Below are 21848 nucleotides of genomic sequence, written 5' to 3'. Positions count from 1 at the left end.
GTCCCGGCCCCTCGGCCGCCAGGCGATGCTATGCGAGAACGCTCAGCCGCCGCCGGACGCCACCAGCACCGGGACGTGCTGCTCGGCCGCCGTCAGCGAACCGTGCTGCCCGACCAACCCGCTCGACGTCGGTTCCGCCCGCGTCCGGACCAGGCCGTCGCCACCGCCTCGGCCCACGCCCGGTCGCCCAGCACCGGCCGTGATCGGCGGGCCGGACAGCGACGAGAGGAACGGCGCGTCGGCCGGGTGATCGCGCAGCAGCTCCCGGCCGAGCCCGTCGACGAGCAGCACGCACACGCGGGCCGGGCCGGCCAGGCCCAGGACGTCCACCGCCCCCGGCACGCCCAGGCCGGCCGGCGGCGAGGGCACCACGTCGGACAGCGAGCCGGCCCCGTACCGGGGCACCACCGGGTCCACGACCGACACCCTGGGCCGAACGGTCCCGCGACCGGTCCCGCACGACCGGTCCCGCACGACCGGTCCCCGCAGGGCCGGTCCGGGGCTGTCGGAAGAGTCACGTGCTGAGCCGGCCGGGCTCCCGGTCTACTGTCTCGAAGGGAGCAGGCTCACTAGGAGGCACGAGTGGTAGGGGAAGCTGGGCACGCACACCGCTTGACGGGGTTGCTGCGCGACAACGCGGACGCCCTGGTGGAGCGGTGGGTCGCGACCGTGGCGTCGACCGTGCGCGGTCGGGCGACCGGCGCGGAGCTGGAGCGCGACTTCCGGGAATTCCTGGCCGCGTTGCTGCCCGTCGCGGATGCCGACGGGCGCGACGTGACCTCCGCTCGGTTCGCCGAACTGCGGTCGGTGCTGGAGGAGATGTCGCGGTCGCGGGCCCGCGCCGGCTACACGCCCGCGGAGACCGCGTCGAGCGTGTTCGCGCTCAAGCGCGTGGTGTTCGAGCTCGCCGGCAACGACGACGACCCGGAGCTGTTCAAGCAGCTCCTGGCGTTCTCGGAGCTGCTCGACGCGTTCGGCCTCATCACGTTCGAGACCTACGCCCGCGCCCGCGAGGAGATCATCAAGGAGCAGTCGGAGCAGCTCCTGGAGCTGACCACGCCGGTGGTCAAGCTGTGGGAGGGCGTGCTGGCCGTGCCGCTGGTGGGCACGCTGGACTCGGCGCGCACCCAGGTCGTCATGGAGAAGCTGCTGGAGACGCTGGTCGAGACCGGCTCCGAGCAGGCGATCATCGACATCACCGGCGTGCTCGCGGTGGACACCCAGGTCGCGCAGCACCTGCTCAAGACCGTGGTCGCGGCCCGCCTGATGGGCGCGGAGTGCACCATCTCGGGCATCCGGCCGCAGATCGCCCAGACGATCGTGGAGCTGGGCATCGAGTTCGGCGACATCACCACCAAGGCGTCACTGGCCGACGCGCTGCGCCACGCCCTGCGCAAGGAGGGCGCGGACATCGTGCGGGTGAACCGCTGATGGAACGCGTGCCGATCCTCCAGATCGAGGGCATCCTGCTGGTGTCCATCCAGATCGACCTCCAGGACCAGAGCGTGCTCGCGCTCCAGGAGGACCTGGCGGAGCGGATCTCCGGCAGCGGCGCCCACGGCGTGGTGATCGACATCTCGGCGGTGGAGATCGTGGACTCCTTCATCGGCCGGATGTTCGCCACCATCGCCTCGCTGTCGAAGCTGTTCGACGCCGACACCGTCGTGGTCGGGATGCGGCCCGCCGTGGCGATCACGCTGGTCGAGCTGGGCCTCACGCTGGGTGGCGTGCGCACCGCGCTCAACCTCGAACGGGGCATGAAGATCCTGCGCGAGCTGGGCGAACGGCGAAGAGGGCGCCTGTGACCGCCGCCGGCGGTGCGGAGGTCCTGCCCATCGCCGGTGACGACGACGTGGTGCGGGTGCGGCAGGTCGTGCGCGGGTACGCCCAGCGCGTGAAGCTCTCGCTCGTGGACCAGACCAAGCTGGTCACCGCGACCAGCGAGCTGGCCCGGAACACGTTGATCTACGGCGGGGGCGGCACGGCCCGCGTCGAGGTCGTCGACGACGGCCGCCGCCAGGGCGTGCGGGCGTCGTTCGAGGACCAGGGGCCGGGCATCCCGGACCTCGCGCTGGCCCTCGCCGACGGCTGGAGCAGCGGCACGGGCATGGGCCTGGGCCTGAGCGGCTCGCGGCGGCTGGTGGACGAGTTCGACCTCGACACCGAGGTCGGGCGCGGCACCACGGTGACGGTGGTGAAGTGGAAGAGGTGAGCACCTGCCTGCCGATGACCGAGGACGTCGCCTGGCTGCGGGTCGACGAGGCGGCCGAGGTGGGCCGCGTCCGGCGGGCCGCGACCGGCCTCGCCGAGCGGCTGGCGTTCCCCGGCTCGCGGGTCGCCGAGATCGGCCTGGCGGTCACCGAGATCGGCACGAACCTGCTCAAGCACGCCGTCGAGGGCCAGGTGCTGCTGCGCTCGGTGCGCGGTGAGCACCGCGCCGCCGTCGAGGTGCTGGCGATCGACCGCGGCCCGGGCATCGTCGACATCGGGTTGGCCATGTCCGACGGCCAGTCCACCACCGGCACCCTCGGCCTCGGCCTGGGCGCGGTGGCCAGGGCGGCCGACGGGTTCGCGCTGTCCTCGACCCGCGACCGGGGCACCGTGCTGACCGCCCGGTTCCGGTCGCACCGCCGCGAAGCCGACCTCGACGACGGCACGACCGCCGGCCTGACCAGGCCGCTCGGCAGCGAGGAGGTGTGCGGCGACGCCTACGCCGTGCGCCGTGCGCCGGGACGGCTCACGCTGATGATGTGCGACGGCTCCGGTCACGGCCCGCTGGCGGCCTCGGCCTCGCGGGAGGCCGTGCGGACGTTCTGCGCCCTGCCGGGCGGCGGCCCGCCCGAGGAGGCCGTGGCCCGCATCCACGAGGCCCTGCGCGGCACCCGCGGCGGCGCGCTGGCGGTCGCCGACCTCGACCTCGTCGCCCGCCGGGTCCGCTTCTCCGGGGTCGGCAACATCGGCGCCTCGGTGATCGCCGACGGCCGCAAGCGCGGCATGGTCTCCGTGCCGGGCGTGGCCGGTTTCCAGGCGCGGACCATCAAGGCGTTCGACTACGACCTGCCGCCGGGCGCGCTGGTCGTGCTGCACTCCGACGGCCTGACCGAGCGATGGCAGCCCGACGACGACCTCGCCGAGCAGCCGCCGCTGGTGGTCGCGGCCAGGCTCCTGCGGGACGCGGGCGTGCGCCGCGACGACGCGGGCGTGCTCGTGGCGGTGGCGAGGTGACCGCGCCGCTGGTGCTGTTCCACGCCGGCGTCCAGCGGGAGGCCGACGTCTTCCCGCTGCGCCAGCACGGTCGGGACGCCGCCGCCGTCGTCGGCATGGACGGGCAGAACCAGATCCGGGTCGCCACGACCCTGAGCGACCTCGCCCGCGAGCTGGTCCGCGTGCCCGGACCGACCACGGTCACGTTCCTGCTGCGCCGCGACCCGTCGCCCGCCCTGCTGGTCCGCGTCCACACCACCGACACCTCGGGACCGGGCTGGGCCACCGCGCGCCGGCTGATGGACGAGGTCGTCGTCGACGGGGGCGCGGTCACCGTGGTCAAGTCGCTGCCCGCCAGCCACGTGCCGCCGACGGCGGAGGAGGTGGCGCGGCTGCGCCGCCGGGCGACCACCGCCGCGGACCCGACCGACTCGGTCGACGAGCTGCGCGCCCAGAACCAGGACCTGGTGCAGACACTGGAGGACCTGGAGGCCAAGCAGCGCGAGCTGATCCGCCTCAACGAGGAGCTGGAAGAGACCAACCAGGGCATCATCGCCCTGCACAAGGAGCTGTCCGACGAGCTGGAGCAGACCAACCAGGGCGTCGTCGCGCTCTACGCCGAGCTGGAGGAGAAGACCACCCAGCTGCGCGAGGCGGGCGAGGCGCGCACCCGGTTCTGGTCGAACATCAGCCACGAGCTGCGGTCGCCGGTGAACTCCGTGGTGGGCCTGGCCCGCCTGCTGGCCGACCCGGACGGCGACCCGCTGACCGACGAGCAGCGCCACCAGGTCGGGCTGATCAACGAAGCGGGCTCGACCCTGCTCGCCCTGATCAACGAGCTGCTGGACACCGCCAAGGCCGAGTCGGGCAGCCTGCGGCCCCGGTTCGCGCCGGTCGACCTGCCGCTGCTGCTGGCCCGGCTGCACGGCACGGTCGACGCCCTGGCGCGCGGCGCCGACGTGGAGCTGGTCGTGGACCACCAGGAAGGGCTGCCCGCCCTGGTCACCGACGAGGTGATGCTGCTGCGGGTGCTGCGGAACCTGCTGTCCAACGCGCTGAAGTTCACCGAGCGCGGCAGCGTGCGCCTCGACGTGCGCGTCGAGGGGACGCACCTGCGGTTCGTCGTCTCGGACACCGGGATCGGCATCCCGCCCACCGAGCAGGCCAGGGTGTTCGAGGACTTCTACCAGGTGCCGGGCCGGCTCCAGATCGGCGCGGGCGGCACAGGTCTCGGCCTGCCCTACGCGCGGCGGCTGGCGGTCATCCTCGGCGGCGACCTCGTCCTGCGCAGCACGCCCGGCGAGGGCACGGAGGTGACCGTGACCCTGCCGTTGCAGGAACCCGACGACACGACCACGGCCGCGCTCGCGCTCGTCGTCGTGCCCGACGACGTCGTGCGGGCCCTCGTGGTGGCCGCGCTGGAAGGGCTGGCCGAGTCCGTGGTGGAGGTGGTCGACGGCCGCGAGGCGCTGGTGGTCGCCCGTCGCGACCGACCGGACCTGGTGGTGCTGGCGGTGGACGTGCCGCACGTCGGAGGCACGGAGATCCTGTCGGTGCTGCGCGGCGCGGACGAGTCGCGGTCGGTGCCGGTGCTCGTGGTGAGCCAGGACATGGACAGCGGGTTGGAGCGCACCGCCGCGACCCTCGGTGCGGTGGTCGTGCCGGTCGCCGGGATCGCACCGGGCTCGGTGCGCGAATCGGTGCGCGGCGCCCGTGCCGCGGCCCGGAGCAGGGAGGCCCGATGACCCCGCCCGCGGAGGGGGCCCGCATCCTCGTCGTGGACGACACCGTGACCAGCCGCTACGTGCGCGTGAGCTGGCTGCGCCGCGGTGGGCACCACGTGTCGGAGGCCGTGACCGGCGGCGAGGCGCTGGCCAAGCTCGGCGAGCACGAGTTCGACCTCGTGCTGCTCGACGTGGACCTGCCCGACATGAGCGGCTACGACGTCGCCGAGCGGATCAAGAGCGACCCGCGCACGGCGGCCGTGCCCGTGGTGCACGTCTCGGCGGCGTTCCGCGAGACCGAGGACCGCATCACCGGCCTCAACCGGGGCGCCGACGCCTACCTGACCGAGCCGATCGAGCCGCGCGAGCTGCTGGCCACGGTCGAGGCGGCGCTGCGCTACTACCGGGCCCGCGCGCTGGCCGAGCGGCTGGCCGACCGGCTCGCCAAGCTCACCTCGGCCACGCTCCGCATCAACTCGACCACCACGTTCCACGCGCTGGCCGAGGCCGCCGCCGAGGGCGCGGCGTCGGTGGCGGGCACGCCCGCGACCGTCCTGCTCTCACCGCCGGGCGGCCCGCTGCTGGTCGGCAGCACGGGGGCCGCCGTGCGCAGCGAACCCGCGTCGCTGCTCGACGGGATGCCCGCGCACACCTCCACCGTGCTCGACCCGCCGTGGGAGCCGGGCGTCCCGGCGTCGGTGGTGGTGGCCCGGGGCAACCCGCGCAGCGCCCCGATCCGGGTGGCCGTGCCGCCCGGGGCCGTCGCCACCGAGGAGGACCGCAACCTGGTCCTCCAGCTGGCCCAGACGACCGCGCTGGCCGCCGAGGGCCTGCGCGCCTACGCCGAGGAGCACACGCTCGCACTGACGCTCCAGAACAGCCTGCTGCCGCGCCGGCTGCCCACGCTGCCCGCCCTGCCGATGACCGCCCGGTACGAGCCGGCGTCCGCGCACGCCGAGATCGGCGGCGACTTCTACGAGGTCACCGAGCTGGGCGACCGGCTGCTGATCGCGATCGGCGACGTCACCGGCCACTCGCTGGCCGCGGCGCTCGTCATGGGCGAGGTGCGGCACGCCCTGCGCGCCTACGCCGTGCACGAGACCGACCCGGTGGAGATCCTGCGCCGCATCGACGCGATGATCGGGAAGTTCCACGGCGTCCGCGGGCTCACCACCATGTGCCTGATGGTGGTCGACCCCGCCGAGGAGACGGTGCTGGTGGCCAACGGCGGCCACATCCCGCCGCTGGTCGCCGACGCCTCCGGCACCCGCTACCTGGACGTGCGGGGCCCGCTGCTCGGCATCGGCCTCGCCCGCCCGCCCGCGACCGAGTTCGCCCTGCCGGTGGGCTCGGTGGTGCTGCTCACCACCGACGGCCTGGTCGAGCACTCCGGCGCGGACCTGGACGAGGGCATGGAGCGGCTGCGGACGGCGGTGGCGCACGACGACGACATGGACGTGCTGTGCGACCGCCTGCTGGCCGATTTCGGGCAGGACAAGAAGGACGACATCGCGCTGTTCGCGTTCCGCCGGGACCGCCTGGTGCCGAAGGTCACGCCGAGCGGATCGTGAGGCCGGGCGTGCCCGACAGCCCGGACAGCGCGACGATCCGGTCGGGCGCGGACCCGGCGCGCAGCGTCCACGTCATCGGCAGGCCGGCCCGTCGCGCGGTCTGGGCGGCGGTGAGCAGCAGCGCCACGCCGGAGCTGCTGAGGTAGTCCACGGCGGTCAGGTCGAGCTCCAGGCGGCGGGTGCGCGCCGCCGCCAGCAGGTCGGCCCGGACCGCGTCGGCCCCCGCGCCGTCGAGGTCGCCGGTCAGCCGCAGCACGTGCGCCCCGCCCCCACCCGGGAGCGCGGCGGGCGGCTCGGCCGCGGCGGGGCGCGGGGCGAGCGGCACGCGGAAGTCGACCACCGTCCCGTGCGGGCCGCGGTCGAACACCGCGTCGGCGGCCAACTCGCGGATGATGTCGATTCCCCTGCCGCGGTTGCCCTTGTCGACGGGCACCGGCCGCCAGCGGCCCCGGTCGCGGACCACCACGTGCACGTCGCCGTCCGCCGTGCGCTCCAGCTCGTAGTCGAAGTCGCCCGGCCCGTCGGGGTAGGCGTGGTCGACGGCGTTGGCGGCGGCCTCGCCCAGCGCGAGTTGGAGGTCGCACAGCACGTCCACCGACAGGCCGGCCAGCGCGGCCCACGCGCGCACCTCCTGGCGCATCCCGCCCAACGCCTCGGGCACGGCGGGCACCCCGCGCCCGAGCAGCGGCCCCGGGGTGCGGCGCAGCACGACCAGCGCCACGTCGTCGGCCTGCCCGTCGGAGAGCAGCGCGGACACCACCTCGTCGGCCAGCTTGTCGGGCGGCGAGGCGTGCGACTTCCCCACCACCTCGGCCAACCGGGCCAGGCCCGCGTCGAGCACGTCGGCCCGCCGCTCCACCAGGCCGTCGGTGTAGAGCACGGCGGACCCGCCCACCGGCAGCCGCACGGCGTGGTCGCGGTACGGCATGCCGTCGTCCGCGCCCAGCACGGCCCCCGCGTCGCCGGTGACGAAAGACGCGCCGTCGGGCGAGACCAGCAGCACGGGCGGGTGCCCGGCCGAGGCCCAGCACAGCTGCCCGGTGCTCCAGTCGACCGTCACGCAGGCGCACGTGCTGCCGACCGCGCCGGGCGTGCGACGGGCGAACGCGTCGAGCCGGTCCAGGGCCGCGGCGGGGGAGTGGCGGTCGAGCAGGTAGCCGGCGAGGGCGCTGCGCAGCTGGCCCATCACGGCCGCCGCCGTCGGGCCCTTGCCGACGACGTCCCCGACGGACACCGCGACGACCGTGTCGCTCACCGGCAGCACCTCGTACCAGTCGCCGCCGATCTGGCCGTGCGCCGCCGCGGGCAGGTAGCGGGCCGACACGGCGAACCGGGCCAGCTTCGGCAGCTCCGGGGGCAGCAGGCTGCGCTGGAGGGTCTCGGCGATCTCGCGCTCCCGCTGGAGCAGCAGCTCCCGCTCGGCCTCCGCGCGCCGGCGCTCGGTGACGTCGCGGCCGATCGCCTGCACCCCGTGCGGCGTGCCCTGGACGCTCAGCTCGACCGGGACGGTGGTGCCGTCGGCGCGGCGCAGCTCCCACACGTCGGTGACGGCGGGCGCGGTCGAGCCGACGAGGGCGGCGAGCCGGTGCGCGGCCCCGTCCTCCACCAGGTCGGTGAGCGGCGTGCCCACCAGGCCCGCGCGGTCGACGCCGAGCAGCGCGCAGGCAGCCGGGTTGACGTCGACGAACCGCAGGTCGCGGTCGACGGTCCAGATGGCGTCGGTGGCGCGTTCCACGAGCCGCCGGTAGCGCTCCTCGCCCGCGCGCACGGCCCGGTCGGCGTGCGTGCGCTGCACCGACTCCCAGCAGCGGTTCACCACCACCGACACCAGTTCCACCTCGGCGTCGGTCCAGCGGCGCGGCACCGCCTGGTGCACGGCCATCGCCGCGACGAACCGGCCGCCGCGCAGCAGCGGCAGGCAGATCACCGCGCGGATGCCGGTGACCAGGTAGGCGTCCAGGTCCTCCAGGCGCGGGTCGGTGGCGCTGTCGTGCACCACCCACGGTTCGCCCGACCGCATCGCGCGCAGCGCGCCCGCGCCGAACGCCGACATCGCGAACCGGCCCGGCAGCGGCGGCAGGCCGTTCGCGTAGTCGCCGCTCATCACGAAGTGGTCCTCGTCGGCCTCGGCCTCCGCGTAGGCGCACCGGTTCACGCCCAGGTGCTCGCCGAGCAGGCGGGTCGCCGCGGTCATCACGACCTCGGCGTCGTCCAACCGCTGGAGTTCGCGGTCCAGCTCGCGCAGGAACCGCTCGCGCTCCTCGCGCAGGCGGGCGTCGGTGACGTCGACCAGCACGCCGCGCAGCAGCCGTTCGCCGACGCGCACCCGGTCCTGCACCCACCGCACCCGGCCGTCCGCGACCACCCGGTAGACCAGCTCGAAGTCCTCTTCACGCGACCAGCGCTCGTGGGCCACCCACGCGCGGTCGTCGGGGTGCACGACGGTGTCCCAGTCGTCCGGCGGGCCGCCGAGCAGCACGTCGGCGTACCGCGAGGCGAACGTGAGGCGGCGGGTCGCGCGATCACCCTCCCAGACCACGACCGGCAGGTCGCCGACCAGGCCGGACAGGTCGCCGGGCTCCGGTCCGCTCGCTCGCGGCATGGGTCGCTCCTCGGGGGGTGGGGGCACCCAGGCTAGCCGGGCCGTGGAGCGTGCACCGATCGCCATCGGGGAGGGGGTCTGCACGCGGCCCGCGCGGTGTGATCTTCTGGTGCCAGGCGGTGCCGTTGAGCCCACAGCGCACACGCGGTCGACTCCTGCCCCGAAGTGACGAAACGGACACCGATGTCTCCCGAAGCATTCGAGACCACGACCCGGCGCGACGCCGACGGAGCCACCGTCGTGCTCACCGCGCGCGGCCAGCTCGACATCGCCACCGTGCACCTCCTGCGCGCCCCCGTGACGGCCGCCGTGGGCGACGGCGACGGCACCGTGGTCGTGGACCTGAGCGACGTGGACTTCTTCGCGTCGGTCGGCATCGACGTGCTGCTGCGGGCGCACGAGGCCACCCGCCGGGGCGGGGGCACGCTGCGCGTCGTCGTGCCGCGCCTGATCCGCCGCACCCTGACCTCCGTGGGCCTGGCCCAGGTGCTGGACCTCCACGACACCCTCACCGACGCCCTGGCCACGACCTCCTGACCCCGAGAGCCCAACCCCAGGCCCCGCGAGTCGTACGTCCAGACCGCGCGAGTCGTACGTCCAAGCCGCGCGAGTCCAACGTCCAGGGCCCGTGAGTTCTACATTCAGGCGTACCGACCCGTCGGTACGAACGTAGAACTCACGGAACCTGAACGTACGACTCGCGCGGTCTGGACGTACGACTCGCGAGGCTTGGACGTACGACTCGCGCGGGGCGTCCACCACCGGCCCTCCAGAAGTGACGGGACGCCGTGCGCCACGTGCGGGTACCAGGGCGCCGACGCCGCCGACGACCACAGCGCACCGGACACCGCCCCGACCACGAGCACCGCCGCCGCGCACAGCAGGGTGAACGCGCCCAGGCCGACCACCACCCCCGCGGGCACGGCGAGCCGCAGCACGCGCCCCAGGAAACCCGGCACGTACCGGCGGGGGTTCGGGCCGAGCGCCAGCACGAATCCCGGCACGCCGATCGTGGCCGCCGAGATCAGCGTCAGCTGGATCGGGGCCAGCGGGTAGGCGAGCGACGTCGCGAGCACCACCAGCGCCAGGACCAGCGAGTACGCGTTCTTGACCAGGAACAGGACGGCGGCGCGCTCGATGTCCGCGATCACCCGCCGCCCCTCGGCGACCACGTCCGGCAGGTGCGCGAACCGGCTGTCCAGCAGCACGAGCTGCGCCACCGCCCTGGTCGCCGCCGCGCCGTTGCCCATGGCCACGCCGATGTCGGCGTCCTTGAGCGCCATGGCGTCGTTGACGCCGTCACCGGTCATCGCCACCACGTGCCCGCGCCGCTGGAGCGCGGCGACCACGGCCCGCTTCTGCTGCGGCGTGACGCGTCCGAACACCACCGAGCCCTCCAGCACGTCGGCCAGCGCGTCCGGGTCCTCGGGCAGGGTCCGCGCGTCCACCGCCTGGGCGGGGTCGGTGATGCCGGGCAGCCCGACTGCCACCGCGACCGCGCCGACCGTGCGCGGGGCGTCCCCGGGGATCACGCGCAGCCGCACGCCCTGCTCGGCGAAGTACCGCAGCGTGCCGGCCGCGTCGTCGCGGACGCGTTCGGCGAGCACGACCAGCGCCCGCGCGGTCGCACCGGCCGGGAGGACGCCGTCGCGGGCGGGGGGAGGGCGCGTGCGCCAGCACGAGCACGCGCCTGCCGCCGGAGGCGATGTCGGCGGCCTGGTCGAGCAGCGGGGAGCCACCGTCCGGGAACACCACCTCGGGTGCGCCGAGCACCCACGTGCCGTGCCCGTCCGCGTCCACCGAGGACCACTTGCGGGCCGAGGAGAACGGAACTCCGCCCGTGCGCCGCCACGTGCCGCCCGGGAAGGAGTCGGCCAGCGCGTGGGCGGTCGCGTTGGCGTCCGGGGCCGACGCGCACAGCGCCAGTGCCTCGTCGACCTCGTCGACGTCGTCCGGGGAGTCGGGCACCACCCGGTCGAACACGATGTCGCCGTGCGTGAGCGTGCCGGTCTTGTCCAGGCACACCACGTCCACCCGGGCCAGCACCTCGACCGCGGGCAGCTCCCGCACCGGGGTCCGCCTGCGCGCCGGGGAGACCGCGGCGAGCATGAACGCGAGGCTGGTCGGCAGTACCAGCCCTTCGGGCACCATGCCGACCAGCGCCGCCACCGCACCGGTCACGGCCTCCTGCCACGAACCGGTGTCCGGGCTGCGGAACTGGCTCCACAGCAGCAGCGGTCCCCACTACGACCATGACCAGGGCGATCCACCGCAGCAACCCGGTTGGTGCCGGTGACGAGCTCGGACCGGACCGCGCTGAACCGACGGGCCTCGGCGGTGAGCCTGGCCGCGTGAGCCTGGTCGCCCACGCCGGTCGCGCGGGCGCGGCCCGTCCCGGCCACCACGACCGACCCGGACCGCACGTCGTCGCCCGCGGCCTTGAGCACCGGGTCGGACTCCCCGGTCAGCAACGACTCGTCGACCTCCAACCTGTCCGAGGCGACCACCGCGCCGTCCGCGACCACCTGGTCGCCGGCGCGCAGTTCCAGCAGGTCGTCGGCGACCACCGCACCCACGTCGACCTCGGCGACCGCGCCGTCGCGGACCACCCGGGCGCGCGGCGCGGTGCTGCGACTGGTCGCGAGACACGACCGCGTTCACCCGCCCGGCGGCCACCCGCTCGGCCACCTCCGCCGACGTCAGCCCGTCGTTCCCGCCGTTCACGTCCACCCCGGCCATCGGCCACCTCCGCGGCCGACATCGTCCACCGGGCGCGCGGACCGCGCCGCCCGAGTTTCGGTCCGGTGTGATCGCGACTAGCGTCGAGCGCATGCCGTCCACGCAAGACGACCTCATCCTGCTGGACGCCTACTGGCGTGCGGCCAACTACCTGTCGGTCGGGCAGATCTACCTGCTCGACAACCCCTTGCTGCGCGAACCGCTCCTGCCCGAGCACGTCAAGCCGAGGCTGCTCGGCCACTGGGGCACCACCCCCGGCCTGAACCTGGTCTACGCGCACGTGAACCGGGTGATCAGGCAGCGCGACCTCAACGCCCTCTACGTCACCGGTCCGGGCCACGGCGGGCCGGGGCTGGTGGCCAACGCCTACCTGGAGGGCACCTACAGCGAGGTGTACTCGCACATCGGCGAGGACGTGGACGGCCTGCGCGCGCTGTTCCGCCAGTTCTCCTTCCCCGGCGGCATCCCCAGCCACGTCGCCCCCGAGACGCCCGGTTCGATCCACGAGGGCGGGGAGCTGGGGTACGCGCTGCTGCACGCCTACGGCGCGGTGTTCGACAACCCCGACCTGCTCTCGGTGTGCGTGGTCGGCGACGGCGAGGCGGAGACCGGGCCGCTGGCCGCCAGCTGGCACTCCAACAAGTTCCTCGACCCGCGGCGCGACGGCGTCGTGCTGCCGGTCCTGCACCTCAACGGCTACAAGATCGCCAACCCGACGGTGCTGGCGCGCATCCCGGACGACGAGCTGGCCTCGTTGATGCGCGGGTACGGGCACCGGCCGCACTTCGTCGTCGGCGACGAGCCGAAGGCCGTCCACGAGCAGTTGGCGTCCACTCTGGACACCGTGCTGGACGAGATCGCCGAGTGCAAGGAGAGCCGCACCCGCCCGGCGTGGCCGATGATCGTGCTGCGCACGCCCAAGGGCTGGACCGGACCGCGTGAGGTCGACGGCGTCCGCGTCGAGGGCACGTTCCACGCGCACCAGGTGCCGCTGTCGAACACCCGCAAGGACGCCGCGCACCGGGCGCAGCTGGAGGAGTGGATGCGCTCCTACCGGCCCGAGGAGCTGTTCGACGAGTCCGGCCGGCTGGTCGCGGAACTGCGCGCGCTCGCGCCCGTCGGCGACCGGCGGATGAGCGCCAACCCGCACACGAACGGCGGCCGGCTGCTGCGCGACCTGCGGATGCCCGACTTCCGCGACCACGCCGTCACCGTCGAGCGGCCCGCGGTCGAAAGCAGCGAGGCCACGCGGGTGCTGGGCGAGTTCCTCCGCGAGGTCACCCGCCGCAACCCGGCGAACTTCCTGGTCATGGGCCCGGACGAGGTGGCCTCCAACCGCCTCCAGGCGCTGTTCGACGTCACCGGCCGGTCGTGGAACGCGATCACCGAACCGGGTGACGACCACCTCGCCCCGGACGGCCGGGTGTTCGAGGTGCTGTCCGAGCACCTGTGCCAGGGCTGGCTGGAGGGCTACCTGCTGACCGGCAGGCACGGCCTGTTCACCAGCTACGAGGCGTTCATCCACATCGTCGACTCGATGCTCAACCAGCACGCCAAGTGGCTCAAGACGACCCGCGACATCCCGTGGCGCGCGCCGATCGCCTCGCTCAACTACCTGCTGTCCTCGCACGTGTGGCGACAGGACCACAACGGCTTCTCCCACCAGGACCCGGGTTTCCTCGACCACGTGGTGAACAAGAAGGCCGAGATCGTCCGCGTCTACCTGCCGCCGGACACCAACACCCTGCTCTCGGTCGCCGACCACTGCCTGCGCAGCAGGCACTACGTGAACGTGATCGTCGCCGGGAAGCAGCCCGCGCTGACCTACCTGACGATGGACGAGGCCATCGCGCACTGCGCGCGCGGCCTGGGCGTCTGGGACTGGGCGGGCACCACCGACGGCGAACCGGACGTGGTCCTGGCGTGCGCGGGCGACATCCCGACGCTGGAGACGCTGGCCGCGGCCGAGCTGCTGCGCGAGCACCTGCCGGAGCTGAAGGTGCGCGTGGTCAACGTGGTCGACCTGATGCGCCTGCAACCCGACACCGAGCACCCGCACGGGCTGTCGGACCGCGCGTTCGACGCGCTGTTCACCACGGACAAGCCCGTGGTCTTCGCGTTCCACGGCTACCCGTGGCTCATCCACCGCCTGACCTACCGACGCACCAACCACCGCAACCTGCACGTGCGCGGCTACAAGGAGGAGGGCACGACCACCACGCCGTTCGACATGGTGATGCTCAACGACCTCGACCGCTTCCACCTGGTGATGGACGTGATCGACCGCGTGCCGTCGCTGGGCGGTGCTGCGGCGGTGCTGCGGCAGCGCATGGTCGACGCGAGGCTGGCGGCGCGCGACTACACGCGTGAGCACGGTGAGGACGACCCGGCCATCGCCGGCTGGACGTGGGGCTGACGTGCGGGTCCTGGTCGTCAACGCGGGCTCGTCGAGCCTGAAGCTGCGCCTGCTCGGCCCCGGTGACGAGGTCGAGCAGGCCGCGGACGTCCCACCGGTCGCCGCCGGGGTGGCCGACGTGCTGCGGGACTGGCCCGTCCCGGACGCCGTGGGCCACCGCGTCGTGCACGGCGGCACGCGGTTCACCGCCCCGGTGGTGGTGGACCCGGAGGTGCGGCGGGAGCTGGAGGACCTGACCGCCCTCGCGCCCCTGCACCAGCCGAAGTCGCTGGCGGGCCTGGCCGCGGTGGGGGAGCTGTACCCCGACGTGCCCGCCGTGGCGTGCTTCGACACCGCGTTCCACACCACCATCCCGGCCGCCGCGTCGACCTACGCCGTGCCCCGCGAGTGGCGTGAGCGGTACGCGATCCGCCGCTACGGCTTCCACGGCCTGTCGCACGCCTACAGCGCCCGACGGGCGGCCGAGTGGCTGCGGCCGGGGCTGCGCCTGGTGACGTGCCACCTGGGCGCGGGCGCCTCGCTGGCCGCCGTCGCCGACGGCCGGTGCGTGGACACGACGATGGGCTTCACCCCGTTGGAGGGCCTGGTGATGGCGACCCGGTCCGGCACCGTCGACCCGGGGTTGGTGCTGTGGCTGGAGGAGCACGAGAAGCTGTCGCCGCACGAGGTCGCGACCGCCTTGGAGGAGCGTTCGGGCCTCACCGCCCTGGCGGGCACCGGCGACCTGCGCGAGATCGACGCCGCCGCGTCCGCCGGCGACCCGGACGCGGTGCTCGCCCTCGACGTGTACGTGCACCGGCTGGTGGCGGGGGTGGCCGCGATGACGGCGTCGTTGGGCGGGTTGGACGCCCTGGTGTTCACCGGCGGGGTGGGGGAGGGGTCGGCGACCGTGCGCCGGATGGCCGCCTCGCGGCTGGCCTTCCTCGGGGTGGCGATCGACGAGGAGCGCAACGCCTCGGTCGACGGGGACGCCGAGTTGACCGCCGCCTCGGCGTTCACGCAGACGTTGGTGATCGGGGCGCGGGAGGACGTGGAGATCGCGCGCGGGGTGCGTTCGGCCCTGCGGTCCTAGACCACCGGCAATCCGACAGCACCGGTGAGATCCACGTCGGCCGAGTCGACACCGTCGAGGTGAGCGCCTGTCAGGTCTGCGCCGGAGAAGTTCCCGTCGACGAGAACGGCGTGCGCCAAGTCCGCACCGCGCAGTACCGCGCCGGACGCCCTCACGTCGGTGAGCGTGGCCCGGTCAGGGTGGCCCCGGTCAGGTTCGCGCCGTTGAGCCCGCCCTCGCGCGAGTGCGCGCCGCGAAGATCGGCTCCCGTCAGGTCGGCGCCGTCGAACCAGGTGTCGTTCAAGAACGTATTGGAGAGGTCGGCGCCGGTCAGCGTCGCGTTCCGGAGGTTCTCGTCGTTCATGCTGGTCCCCGTCATCCGTGCCCCGGTGAGGTCGGTGCCACCCAGGTCTGCGTTGTCCAGGAGCGCGGCCGACAGCACCAGGCCTGCCAGGCACGTGCCGCTCAGGTCGTCCCCCTGCTCCCGGCGGTTCGCCTTGACCTCCCAGCCGGTGACCACGTTGACCGCGGCCTGGATGTCGGCGGGCGGAGAGGGAGGGCACGGGCCGGTGCCGGGCCGGCGGGCGTGGTCGCGGACGAAGGTGGACAGCAGGGTGCTGATGGTCCCGGCGTCGCGGGGTGAGTCGATGGCGATGCGCTCCAGCGCGTAGATGCCACCCAGGCGCAGGTCGCGGCCGGTGTCGCCGGGTGTGCCGAGCAGTTGCACCGCCTGCGTGTAGCGGTTGGTGATCTGCCCCTCGGCGGTGATGCCGATCTGGTCGCGGGTGGCCTTGAGCGACAACGCGGTGAACACCAGGGCCAGGACGGCGGTCGGACTGGTGACCGCGGACGTGATCCGGGCCCAGTCGACGGGTGGTCGCGCCCGTTCGACGGACTCGGGCGCACTCCCGTTCACGAGCCGTGCGCCGTCCCGCGCCGTGGCTCGCGCGACCACCGCGAGCAGCGCCACCACGAGGACCGGGCCGCACGCGTAGAGCAGTTGGCCGAGCGGGTTGCCCGGGTAGGGGTACTCGTGGCGGCCGTCGAGGTCCGGTTCGGCCGACCACAGCAGCATTACCCACCCCAGGCCCCAGGGTGGTCCTCCGAACGCGATGCCGCTCTCCGTCGGCAGGTGGCTGTTGCTGAACAGTTCGTGCTCGACGTCCCAGTGCCAGAGCAGCAGTTGGTCGATCGCCAGCGCCGTGCCCAGCAGTGCGGCGACCACCCGCGTCCGTCGACCCGTGCGGACGCTCGCCAGGACCTGTTCCGTGAACTTCACGACGGTGTGATCGTCCGGATGCGCCGGAACCGTACGGCTCAGTCGCCGATCGGGCGACCGCCGCCGCGCAGCAGCGGGTTGCGGCGGACGAGGTGCAGGGCGTAGCCCAGCATGGCCAGCGATCCGCCCGCGCCCGCGTAGACCAGGACCACCAGGGGTGTGGGCAGGCCGACCAGCGTGCTCAGCACCACCGACAGGGTCGTCGTGCCCAGGGCCGTGCCGCCGAGCAGGCCCGAGGCCAGGTGGTAGGCCGGGCGGGAGTGCAGGTTGGTCCGCCACGGGTTGCGGCCGCGCACCCAGCTCTCCCAGTGCAGCACGTCGCCCGCCGGCAGGACCGAGCCGGACGGCAGGGGTCCGGTGGTCGCGAGCAGGGCGTTCACCTTCTTCTCCAGCTCCCACAGGAACCAGCGCGCCCGGCCCAGCCGCTGCACCTCGCCGTACCAGACGAACCACACGAACACGAGCAGCACCGGGGACAGCGCGAGGATGCCGGTGCGCAGCGGCACGTTCGACCAGCTCGCCAGCAGCCCGGTGTAGATCACCGCGATGGCGGCGAGCCCGTACGTCATCACGGTCTGCTGCGTCGACACGGCCGCCACCAGCTCGGCCCGGATCGCGTTGTACTCGCCCAGCATGAACGCCAGGCGCGCCTGCGGCCGCTCCACGAACGGCTCGGGGTGGGACTTCCGGAAGAACGGCACGGCAGACCCCCAGGAGAACGACGTCGTCCCTGTCCACGTCCAGCGTAGGGCGTTCGGGCCGGTCGGTGGGGCGCCTGCGGAACTCCCCTGCCGGAACCGCTGTCAACGCCTGGGGGCGCGCCGGCCGTCGGCGTCATGGTCCCGGGCGCCCACGTCGCCGGCCGGGCCCTGATCGCCCGTCACGGGCGCGAGCAGCTCCCCGGTACGGGTCGGGTCGCCCTCGACCTCGGCGACGTCCGGCAGTTCCCCGACGACCAGGCGAAGCCGTAGCGGTCGGTCATCTCCTCCACGATGCGCAGGCTGCGCAGGTACCAGCCGGTGGCCTCGTCCACGTGGCCGAGTGCCGGCTGGTGATCAGCACCTGGTGGCGGGAGTCGCCGGGCAACAGCGGCACGACCTGGGACGCGTCGGACACGTTGTCCGCCAGCACGAGCGTGCGGGGGCGGTCGGCCAGCCGGGAGCGCCACAGGCGGGCGCGGTCGTCGACCTCGGGCGGGATGTGCCCGCTCGCCACGCCCAGCGCGCCCAACAGGCCGGCCAGCGCGGTGGACGGCGTGATCCGCTGGGTCGGCTGGTCGTAGCCGCGCAGGTTCGTCATCAGCACCCCACCGGGGAACCAGCCCGCGGCCACCGCCCGGTGCGCCGCCCGCACGGCCAGGGCCGTCTCGCCCACGCCGGGCAGGCCGCCGACCGACCACACGAGCACGGCGGACGGCGCCCCCGGTTCCAGCGCGGCCACCAGGCGGGCCAGCTCGCGCTCCCGCCCCACGAACACGGCGGGCGGGGGCAGGCCGGCCACGGCCGTCGGCCGGGTCTCCGGGACGAACGCCGCGCTGCCCACCTGCACGACGTCACCCAGGACCTGCCCGTCGACCACGTTGCGCACGGCGTCCTCGGTCACCTCACCAGGTGTACTACACCTACCGCGGCGCGATGCCGTTCAGCACGGTCTCGACGAGCGCGTCCACGTACCCCGGCGGCACCTCGACGGGGGTGGACGGCGAGCGGTACAGGCGCGGCAGCACCAGTTCGTGGCACGCGCCGACGACGAGGGTGGCCACCGCGTCCACGTCGGCGACCGCCGCGACCCGGCCGCGGTCCCGCTCGACGCGCAGGCGGGCGGCGAGTTCGTCGTGCAGGCCGCGCCCGCCGGCCAGCGGGTCGGGCAGCGCGTCGAACCGGGCGAAGACCTCCGGCTGCCCCACCAGGCCGGCGAACGCGGGCAGGATCGCCGCGTGCACGTCGAGCGCGTGCACGACGAACGCGCGCAGGTCCTCGGCGAGCGTGCCGCCGGCGGCGGGCGGCCCGAGCCGTTCGCCGACCGAGCGGACGTGCTCGTGCAGGGCGAGCGCGAGCAGTTCCTCCTTGTCGGCGAAGTGGTTGTAGAGCACGCCGACGGCGACCGCCGCGGCGCGCGCGATGTCCCGGACGGTGAGCCCGGCGGTGCCGCGTTCGGCGATGAGGGCGGCGGCCGACGTGATCAGGTGGTCGCGCAGGCTCACGCCGCCGTCACGCAGCGCTGCCGCTCGTCGAGGTGCCATCGCGCTGCATCGTAGGCTCCGGCGCCGGCACGGCCGCACCTCGCACCCGTGCCCCACACCGCACCCGCGCCTCACACCCGTGCCGTGACCAGCCACGCGGTGCCGCGCAGCCGCACGCCGCCCGGTCCTGCGTGCGGCCGCAGGGACTCGGCCACCGCGCGCTCCGCCCGTTCCGCGGCGGCCGCGTCGTCGTCGCGCAGCGCGTGCCGCACGGGTCCCCAGCCCATCAGGAACGCCGTCGCGTCGGCCACGTCCCGCCCCCACACCTGTGGCGCCTCCGCCGCCGCGGCCCGCACGTCGCGGAACCCGGCCGCGCGCAACACCCGGTCGACGTCGTCCGGGTCCGCCATCGACAGCGGCCCGTGGCCCGGCGCGGGGTCCCAGCCGAGCGCGGCGACCACGTCGCCGAGGTCGCCGAGGTCGCGCATCGCCAGGAACGCCAGCCGCCCTCCGGGCCGCAGCGCCCGCGCGACGTTGCCGAACGCGGCCACCGGGTCGGCGAAGAACATCACCCCGAACCGGCTCAGCGCCACGTCGAACGCGCCCACCGGGAACGGGTGCACCTGGGCGTCGCCCTGCTCGAAGACGACGTCGCCGACGCCCTCCGCGACGGCGGAGAGCCGGGCGCGGGCCAGCATCGGCGCGGACAGGTCGATGCCGACGGCCCCGGCGCCCCGTGCCGCGGCCAGCCGTGTGACCTGGCCGTTCCCGCAGCCGATGTCGAGCACGCGGTCGTGCGGCCCGATGCCCGCCGCGTCGAGCAGCACCTCGTTGAACCCGCTGTTGACCTCGTCGTAGCGGGCCTGGTGCTCGGCCCAGTGCCGTCCTTCGTAGCCGTTCCACGCCTCGGCCTGGTGGGTGTTGACGACCTCGTGCACGGGTGCCCCCTTGTTGTGAACGTATGTTCATGAACAACTGTTCATAACGTCGGTGGGTGCTGTCAAGGGGCAGTAGGGTCGCGATCATGTCGGTGGTTCGCTCGTTGGTGTTGTTCGTGCTGGCCGCGCTGGCGGAGATCGGCGGCGCCTGGCTGGTGTGGCAGGGCGTCCGCGAGCACCGGGGGCTGCTGTGGATCGGCGCGGGCGTCGTGTCGCTCGGCCTCTACGGGTTCGTGGCGACCCTCCAGCCCGACGCGCACTTCGGGCGCATCCTGGCCGCGTACGGCGGGGTGTTCGTGGCCGGGTCGCTGGCCTGGGCGGTGGCGGTGGACAAGTTCCGCCCCGACCGCTGGGACTACCTGGGGGCGGCGATCTGCCTGGTCGGCGTGGCCGTGATCATGTACGCCCCGCGCGGATGACGCGCGTCGGGGCGCGGGAGGCCACGCGCGCCTCCTGCGGGGCGGCGGTGGTCGTCCGACCCGGTCGCGCGCCGAGGAGGTGCGCCCGGGCGCGCGGACGCCCGGGCGGGTGCTCCGGAAGCCGCTGCGGGGCGTGGAGGACGGCGAGCCGGCGCCCGCCCCGGTTCAGGTGGCCGTCGCCGGCGCGTCGGCGGGACGTCCCGGGTGGGGTGCCGGGTTGGGGCGCGGGCGCAGCCTGCCCGTCGGCATCGGCGGCGCGGGCAGCCGGTCACCCGGGTAGCCGACGACCTCGCCGAACCGGTCCGAACCGCGCTGCCACGCCTCGCGGTGGGCCGCGACCTCCTCGTGGCTGCGCCCCACGAAGTTCCACCACATGACCAGTTCCTCGCCGAACGGCTCGCCGCCCAGCAGGACCGCGCGGGCCGGGGCGTCGCCCGGGTTGGCCAGGACCAGCGACGCCGCACCGGTCCCGACGTACCCCAGGTCGCCGCGCGCGACCGCGGTGCCGGCGACCTCGACGCCGCCCAGGTCGACCAGCACGCCGTGCTCGTGCGCCGGGTCGACGTCCAGCGCCAGCCGCGCACCGGGCTCCAGGACGACCTCCGCGCCCAGCAGCGGCGTGAACGTGCGCACGGGGGACGTGCGGCCGAGCAGCGTGCCGAGGAACAGGCGGACCACCGCGCCGTCCACCGCGACCGGCTCGGGCGCGTGGTGCTGGAAGTCGCGCGGCACGTCGCGGTGCGCGTCGGGCAGGGCGATCCACAGCTGCACGCCGTGCAGCACGGTCGTCGCCGGCGTGGACACCTCCGAGTGGCAGATGCCGCGGCCCGCCGTCATCAGGTTCAGCTCGCCCGGCCGCACCAGGGCGTGCACGCCGAGGCTGTCGCGGTGCTCGACCTCGCCGCTGAACAGCCAGCTCGCCGTCTGGAGGCCGGTGTGCGGGTGCGGCGCGACGTCCATGCCGCCGCTGACCGACACGTCGTCGGGGCCGTAGTGGTCGGCGAAGCACCACGCCCCGATCATCGTCCGGGACCGCTGGGGGAGCGTGCGGCGCACGGTCATCGCGCGCGGGCCGCCCAGGGGGACCTCCCGGGCCCCGAGCACCTCGACCCCGCCGGACGTGGTGGCGCACACCAGCTCGGCGGGGTCGGCTTCGACGTTGCTCATGCGGTGGACACCATGCGGCCCATGGTAAGGGTCACCGGGCGCGCCGGTACCCCTCCCACGTCACCTTCGCGACGGGCGGGCCGTCGTCCGCGCCCCGGTCGGCGACAGTCGGCGACAGTCGACGAGAGTGGGTGACAGTGGGTTGGGGATGGACGTCGATCGGAATTGTCGGTGGTCGTCGATACGTTGCGCACCATGGAGCCCACCGACGCCCACGGCACCCACGACGCCCACTCGATCCCCGACGCCGCCGACGAGCCCCGCGCGCCCGGTTCGTCCCCGTCGGCCTTCGACCTCCACGGCGTCCGGGAGCGCCCGATCGCGCCGTGGCCGTGCGCGCGCCCGTCCCGCCGGCCCGAGCCGGCCGGACCCGCGGGTCGTGCGCCGGGGCGGTCGCGCCCCGGTCGCGGGCGTTCGGGGCCGGGGCGGTGAGGTCCGCCGACACGCCGCCGCCCGCCCGCGGCGGCCGTCCCGCCCCGCGCGTCGGCTGACCCGGCCGCCCGTTCGAGGGCTGCCGGTCGGGTTGCCTGCCGGGGCTGTCGGGCGGGGTGTCGGT

22 protein-coding genes and 1 pseudogene are annotated in these 21848 nt (G+C 74.4%); 12 read left to right on the top strand and 11 right to left on the bottom strand.

What is annotated here, in order from left to right:
- Window positions 1-42: 42 nt before the first annotated feature.
- Window positions 43-417, bottom strand: coding sequence for a hypothetical protein (locus CKY47_RS08545; protein ID WP_306745128.1), 375 nt, complete (start codon window positions 415-417; stop codon window positions 43-45).
- Window positions 418-612: 195 nt separating this feature from the next.
- Here CKY47_RS08545 and CKY47_RS08540 point away from each other — a divergent pair, with 195 nt between their 5' ends.
- Genes CKY47_RS08540 through CKY47_RS08515 form a run of 6 tightly spaced genes read left to right on the top strand, consistent with a single transcriptional unit; the run spans window position 613 to window position 6499 of the window.
- Window positions 613-1431 carry an STAS domain-containing protein gene (locus tag CKY47_RS08540; RefSeq protein WP_306745127.1) on the top strand — a complete coding sequence of 273 codons (819 nt, stop codon included), beginning with the start codon at window positions 613-615 and terminating at the stop codon, window positions 1429-1431.
- The gene (locus CKY47_RS08535) at window positions 1431-1805 is read left to right on the top strand and encodes an STAS domain-containing protein (RefSeq protein WP_306745126.1); all 375 of its coding nucleotides are present in this window, start codon (window positions 1431-1433) and stop codon (window positions 1803-1805) included. The genes CKY47_RS08540 and CKY47_RS08535 overlap by 1 nt, the downstream gene beginning before the upstream one ends.
- Window positions 1802-2212: an anti-sigma regulatory factor gene (locus CKY47_RS08530; RefSeq protein WP_306745125.1), complete on the top strand. Its 411-nt coding sequence runs from the start codon at window positions 1802-1804 to the stop codon at window positions 2210-2212. The genes CKY47_RS08535 and CKY47_RS08530 overlap by 4 nt, the downstream gene beginning before the upstream one ends.
- The gene (locus tag CKY47_RS08525; RefSeq protein WP_306745124.1) at window positions 2200-3225 is read left to right on the top strand and encodes a SpoIIE family protein phosphatase; all 1026 of its coding nucleotides are present in this window, start codon (window positions 2200-2202) and stop codon (window positions 3223-3225) included. The genes CKY47_RS08530 and CKY47_RS08525 overlap by 13 nt, the downstream gene beginning before the upstream one ends.
- Entirely contained in the window at window positions 3222-4949 is a 1728-nt protein-coding gene (locus tag CKY47_RS08520; protein WP_306745123.1) for an ATP-binding protein, read from the top strand. The genes CKY47_RS08525 and CKY47_RS08520 overlap by 4 nt, the downstream gene beginning before the upstream one ends.
- Window positions 4946-6499 carry a fused response regulator/phosphatase gene (locus CKY47_RS08515; RefSeq protein ID WP_306745122.1) on the top strand — a complete coding sequence of 518 codons (1554 nt, stop codon included), beginning with the start codon at window positions 4946-4948 and terminating at the stop codon, window positions 6497-6499. The genes CKY47_RS08520 and CKY47_RS08515 overlap by 4 nt, the downstream gene beginning before the upstream one ends.
- On the opposite strand, the gene CKY47_RS08510 is transcribed toward CKY47_RS08515, so the two are convergent.
- Window positions 6480-9101: a SpoIIE family protein phosphatase gene (locus tag CKY47_RS08510; RefSeq protein WP_306745121.1), complete on the bottom strand. Its 2622-nt coding sequence runs from the start codon at window positions 9099-9101 to the stop codon at window positions 6480-6482. The two genes, CKY47_RS08515 and CKY47_RS08510, sit on opposite strands and share 20 nt — an antisense overlap.
- A 183-nt stretch (window positions 9102-9284) precedes the next feature.
- On the opposite strand from CKY47_RS08510, the gene CKY47_RS08505 reads away from it, so the two are divergent.
- Complete coding sequence (locus CKY47_RS08505) at window positions 9285-9638, top strand: STAS domain-containing protein (protein ID WP_306745120.1); 354 nt, start codon at window positions 9285-9287, stop codon at window positions 9636-9638.
- Between the two features lie 104 nt (window positions 9639-9742).
- Here CKY47_RS08505 and CKY47_RS08500 read toward each other — a convergent pair whose 3' ends face one another.
- Both CKY47_RS08500 and CKY47_RS08495 read right to left on the bottom strand, forming a co-directional pair.
- Window positions 9743-10840, bottom strand: a complete 1098-nt coding sequence (locus CKY47_RS08500; RefSeq protein WP_306745119.1) for an HAD-IC family P-type ATPase — start codon at window positions 10838-10840, stop codon at window positions 9743-9745.
- 438 nt (window positions 10841-11278) lie between these two features.
- Window positions 11279-11716: pseudogene (locus CKY47_RS08495) on the bottom strand (P-type ATPase actuator domain-containing protein); the annotation flags it as partial.
- Between the two features lie 215 nt (window positions 11717-11931).
- On the opposite strand from CKY47_RS08495, the gene CKY47_RS08490 reads away from it, so the two are divergent.
- Window positions 11932-14256, top strand: a complete 2325-nt coding sequence (locus tag CKY47_RS08490; RefSeq protein WP_371320638.1) for a phosphoketolase family protein — start codon at window positions 11932-11934, stop codon at window positions 14254-14256.
- Between the two features lies 1 nt (window position 14257).
- Window positions 14258-15328 carry an acetate/propionate family kinase gene (locus tag CKY47_RS08485; protein ID WP_306745118.1) on the top strand — a complete coding sequence of 357 codons (1071 nt, stop codon included), beginning with the start codon at window positions 14258-14260 and terminating at the stop codon, window positions 15326-15328.
- Here the strand turns inward: CKY47_RS08485 and CKY47_RS36855 are convergent.
- The 3 genes from CKY47_RS36855 to CKY47_RS08475 are packed head-to-tail and all read right to left on the bottom strand — an operon-like array spanning window position 15325 to window position 17287.
- Window positions 15325-15483, bottom strand: coding sequence for a pentapeptide repeat-containing protein (locus CKY47_RS36855; protein WP_371320637.1), 159 nt, complete (start codon window positions 15481-15483; stop codon window positions 15325-15327). The genes CKY47_RS08485 and CKY47_RS36855 overlap by 4 nt on opposite strands.
- A complete protein-coding gene (locus tag CKY47_RS08480) occupies window positions 15480-16586 on the bottom strand; it encodes a pentapeptide repeat-containing protein (protein WP_306745117.1) in 1107 nt (368 codons plus the stop codon). The genes CKY47_RS36855 and CKY47_RS08480 overlap by 4 nt, the downstream gene beginning before the upstream one ends.
- Window positions 16587-16624: 38 nt before the next feature.
- The gene (locus tag CKY47_RS08475; protein WP_306745116.1) at window positions 16625-17287 is read right to left on the bottom strand and encodes a hypothetical protein; all 663 of its coding nucleotides are present in this window, start codon (window positions 17285-17287) and stop codon (window positions 16625-16627) included.
- Window positions 17288-17422: 135 nt separating this feature from the next.
- On the opposite strand from CKY47_RS08475, the gene CKY47_RS08470 reads away from it, so the two are divergent.
- Window positions 17423-17557: a hypothetical protein gene (locus tag CKY47_RS08470; RefSeq protein WP_306745115.1), complete on the top strand. Its 135-nt coding sequence runs from the start codon at window positions 17423-17425 to the stop codon at window positions 17555-17557.
- A 7-nt stretch (window positions 17558-17564) separates the two neighbouring features.
- Here the strand turns inward: CKY47_RS08470 and CKY47_RS08465 are convergent, their stop codons facing one another.
- The 3 genes from CKY47_RS08465 to CKY47_RS08455 form a co-directional block, all read right to left on the bottom strand.
- On the bottom strand, window positions 17565-18188 hold the full coding sequence (locus CKY47_RS08465; protein WP_306745114.1) for a P-loop NTPase family protein: 624 nt from the start codon (window positions 18186-18188) through the stop codon (window positions 17565-17567).
- A 19-nt stretch (window positions 18189-18207) separates the two neighbouring features.
- Window positions 18208-18828, bottom strand: coding sequence for a TetR/AcrR family transcriptional regulator (locus tag CKY47_RS08460; protein WP_306745113.1), 621 nt, complete (start codon window positions 18826-18828; stop codon window positions 18208-18210).
- 71 nt (window positions 18829-18899) lie between these two features.
- Window positions 18900-19706 (bottom strand): class I SAM-dependent methyltransferase, encoded by an 807-nt coding sequence (locus CKY47_RS08455; protein WP_306745112.1) that lies wholly within the window; start codon window positions 19704-19706, stop codon window positions 18900-18902.
- A gap of 86 nt (window positions 19707-19792) precedes the next feature.
- On the opposite strand from CKY47_RS08455, the gene CKY47_RS08450 reads away from it, so the two are divergent.
- Window positions 19793-20125: a YnfA family protein gene (locus CKY47_RS08450; RefSeq protein WP_371320636.1), complete on the top strand. Its 333-nt coding sequence runs from the start codon at window positions 19793-19795 to the stop codon at window positions 20123-20125.
- A gap of 165 nt (window positions 20126-20290) precedes the next feature.
- Here the strand turns inward: CKY47_RS08450 and CKY47_RS08445 are convergent, their stop codons facing one another.
- Window positions 20291-21292 (bottom strand): pirin family protein, encoded by a 1002-nt coding sequence (locus tag CKY47_RS08445; protein WP_306745111.1) that lies wholly within the window; start codon window positions 21290-21292, stop codon window positions 20291-20293.
- 195 nt (window positions 21293-21487) lie between these two features.
- On the opposite strand from CKY47_RS08445, the gene CKY47_RS08440 reads away from it, so the two are divergent.
- A complete protein-coding gene (locus CKY47_RS08440) occupies window positions 21488-21724 on the top strand; it encodes a hypothetical protein (RefSeq protein ID WP_306745110.1) in 237 nt (78 codons plus the stop codon).
- Window positions 21725-21848: the final 124 nt, after the last annotated feature.

It is taken from the genome of Saccharothrix longispora (genome assembly GCF_030852425.1).
GTDB classification, from domain to species: Bacteria; Actinomycetota; Actinomycetes; order Mycobacteriales; family Pseudonocardiaceae; genus Actinosynnema; species Actinosynnema longispora.
This window is presented reverse-complemented; position numbering and strand designations above follow the sequence as displayed.